This window comes from Rhodoferax sp. (assembly GCF_014859475.1).
Classification (GTDB): domain Bacteria; phylum Pseudomonadota; class Gammaproteobacteria; order Burkholderiales; family Burkholderiaceae_C; genus Rhodoferax.
In genome coordinates this window covers 1-2,780 of the sequence record NZ_JACUUE010000266.1, presented here as the reverse complement: position 1 = coordinate 2,780, position 2,780 = coordinate 1, and the positions used below count along the sequence as shown (strand labels likewise).

The 2,780-nt window shown below is 57.4% G+C and carries 5 protein-coding genes and 1 other RNA gene; all 6 read left to right on the top strand.

What is annotated here, in order from left to right:
- Positions 1–27: 27 nt before the first annotated feature.
- Entirely contained in the window at positions 28–366 is a 339-nt protein-coding gene (locus IBX54_RS14160) for a YegP family protein (RefSeq protein ID WP_296543299.1), read from the top strand.
- A gap of 29 nt (positions 367–395) precedes the next feature.
- Positions 396–492, top strand: an RNA gene (ffs, locus tag IBX54_RS14155) — signal recognition particle sRNA small type.
- A 203-nt stretch (positions 493–695) separates the two neighbouring features.
- Positions 696–1,007: a helix-turn-helix domain-containing protein gene (locus IBX54_RS14150; protein ID WP_296543298.1), complete on the top strand. Its 312-nt coding sequence runs from the start codon at positions 696–698 to the stop codon at positions 1,005–1,007.
- 44 nt (positions 1,008–1,051) lie between these two features.
- Positions 1,052–1,408: an FKBP-type peptidyl-prolyl cis-trans isomerase gene (locus IBX54_RS14145; RefSeq protein ID WP_296543300.1), complete on the top strand. Its 357-nt coding sequence runs from the start codon at positions 1,052–1,054 to the stop codon at positions 1,406–1,408.
- A 147-nt stretch (positions 1,409–1,555) separates the two neighbouring features.
- Positions 1,556–2,134: a nucleotide exchange factor GrpE gene (grpE, locus tag IBX54_RS14140; protein ID WP_296543297.1), complete on the top strand. Its 579-nt coding sequence runs from the start codon at positions 1,556–1,558 to the stop codon at positions 2,132–2,134.
- A gap of 128 nt (positions 2,135–2,262) precedes the next feature.
- A partial coding sequence (locus IBX54_RS14135) for an Hsp70 family protein (protein WP_296543296.1) occupies positions 2,263–2,780 on the top strand: 518 nt, incomplete at its 3' end.

Here is a 2,780-nt window from a genome sequence, read left to right as displayed (position 1 = left end):
TAATCACCCCATACAAAGGAGAAAATCATGGCCGGTAAATTTGAATTGAGCCAATCCAAAAACGGAAAATTCATGTTCAACCTGAAAGCGGGCAATGGCCAGGTCATTCTGACCAGCCAGATGTACGAAACCAAGGCGAGTGCAAGCGCCGGCGTTGAATCATGCAAAAAGAATGGTGCTGTGGACGAACGCTTCGAGCGTGCCGTGTCGAGCGCAGGACAACCTTATTTCAACCTGAAGGCGACCAATGGCCAGGTGATCGGGCGCAGCGAAATGTATTCGTCAAAGGCATCGCGCGATAACGGCATTGCTTCGGTCAAAACCAATGCGCCAGACGCGGACATCAAAGACCTGACCGTGGCTTGAGGCCAGGCGCAGGCTTTACAATGCAAAGTGACGGGCCTTCCCGCATGGTGAAGCGGCCAACCGGGTCAGGTGGGGAACCAAGCAGCCCTAACTGTGGAGCCAGTGCCGGGGTCAAGGCTCGTCACCCTCATTCAAATCGTTGATCATCGTCAGGCAAGGCGGCAAGCGCCCGGGCGATTGGCCAGCCTGTCACGCGCCATCGCTGATTTTTTCTACTATTAAACCTGTAGCAAAAGTTTAAATTGCGCTATAGTTTGGGCTCTGAAAAAACCATGTAAATGACGCTCTTTCCTACCGGAAAAGCAGGACCAACCAAGGAGACAAAACACATGACGTCAAAAGACAACGTGGCCATTGGTCAATTATTGAGCCTGCTGGAGTCTCGCTACGCCATTCGGGTATTGTGGGCCCTGAAAGACGGGCATCCGCAAACCTTTCGCATCTTGCAGGACAGCGTTGGCCGTATCACCCCCAACACGCTGAACACCCGTCTCAAGGAATTGCGGGCTGCGGGCTTGCTCACCCATGGCAGAGACGGATACCTGGCCACGCCCATGGGCCTGGACATGCTTAAGCGCATGGGTGACCTGGCCGCCTTTGCCAACAAATGGATGGCCAGCCTGGCACCCGCCAAGACCTGACAGACACCGCGACCAATTTTTTCTTTTCCTGTTTTTATAGATTGATTCCCATGACTACAACTGCTTCCGGCCTGATTTTCGAAGACACCATTCTCGGCAGCGGCGCCACCGCCACGGCCGGCCAAAACGTCACCGTGCACTACACCGGCTGGCTTTACCAGAACGACCAGCAAGGCGCCAAATTCGACTCCAGCAAGGACCGGCGCGACCCGTTTGTGTTCCGCCTGGGTGGCGGCATGGTGATCCAGGGTTGGGACGAAGGCGTTGCCGGCATGCAGGTGGGCGGCACGCGCACCCTCATCATCCCGCCCGAACTGGGCTACGGCGCGCGCGGCGCAGGCGGCGTGATCCCGCCCAACGCCACCCTGAAGTTCGAAGTCGAGCTGCTCAACCTCGGTTAAGCGTTCACCCTCTGCCAGGCAGCGGGTATCAGCCCGCTTTTTTCTGCCTGCCAACCGCACAGGCAACATTTTTTGCTTGCACCTCTTGCAAACAAGGCAACAAGCCCCATATCTGAAGCTTGTTGTTCCAATCTCACTAACACCCGCATGACCCAACCTAGCACGACCCCGCCCAATCCCAAGTCCACCGCCACCGGCTCAAGCCCAGATCCCGTTGACCAGACCGGTGTCTCAACCGACCAGCCTGAACTGGAAGTTCAAACCCTGGCCGATTGCCAGGCAGAGGTGGTTGCGCTACAAGCCCAAAACCACGACCTGGCCGACCAGTTCCTGCGCGCCAAGGCCGATACCGAAAACGTTCGCCGTCGCGCCGAAGACGAAGTATCCAAGACGCGCAAGTTTGCGCTGGAGTCGTTTGCCGACAGCCTGCTGCCGGTGATTGACAGCCTGGAAGCCGGTCTGGCCATCCAGGAGGCTTCGATCGAACAACTGCGTGAGGGCTCACAAGCCACGCTGCGGCAACTGATCGCAGCGCTGGAGCGCAACAAAGTAGTGGCCATCAACCCGGCCACCGGCGACAAATTCGACCCGCATCAGCAACAAGCCATTAGCGTGGTGCCGTCCGAGCAGGAGGCCAACACCGTGGTCACCGTGCTGCAAAAGGGCTACCTGATTGCCGAGCGCGTGCTGCGCCCGGCACTGGTCACTGTGGCAGCCGCAAAATAAATGTGGGTTCCGGCTTGAAAAATCAGCCGCCAGCCACACCTGACCCACATCTGAATTTAAAAACCCTCCGGGCACAGGCATCAACTGCATGACAGTCTGGTGCACGCTCAAACATTTAAGGAAGCATCATGGGAAGAATCATCGGTATCGACTTGGGCACCACCAACAGTTGCGTCGCCGTCATGGAAGGCAACACCGCCAAAGTGATTGAAAACGCCGAGGGTACACGCACCACGCCGTCCATCATTGCCTATCAGGAAGACGGCGAAGTGCTGGTGGGCGCCTCCGCCAAGCGCCAATCGGTCACCAACCCCAAGAACACTCTGTACGCCGTGAAGCGTCTGATCGGTCGCAAGTTTTCTGAAAAGGAAGTGCAAAAAGACATCGACCTGATGCCCTACACCATCGCGGCAGCCGACAACGGCGATGCCTGGGTCGAAGTGCGCGGCAACCGCATGGCACCGCAGCAGGTCAGCGCCGACATTCTTCGCAAGATGAAAAAAACCGCTGAAGATTACCTGGGCGAGCCAGTGACCGAAGCGGTCATTACCGTGCCCGCTTACTTCAACGATGCCCAGCGCCAAGCCACCAAGGACGCCGGCCGCATTGCTGGCCTGGACGTCAAGCGCATCATCAACGAACCCAC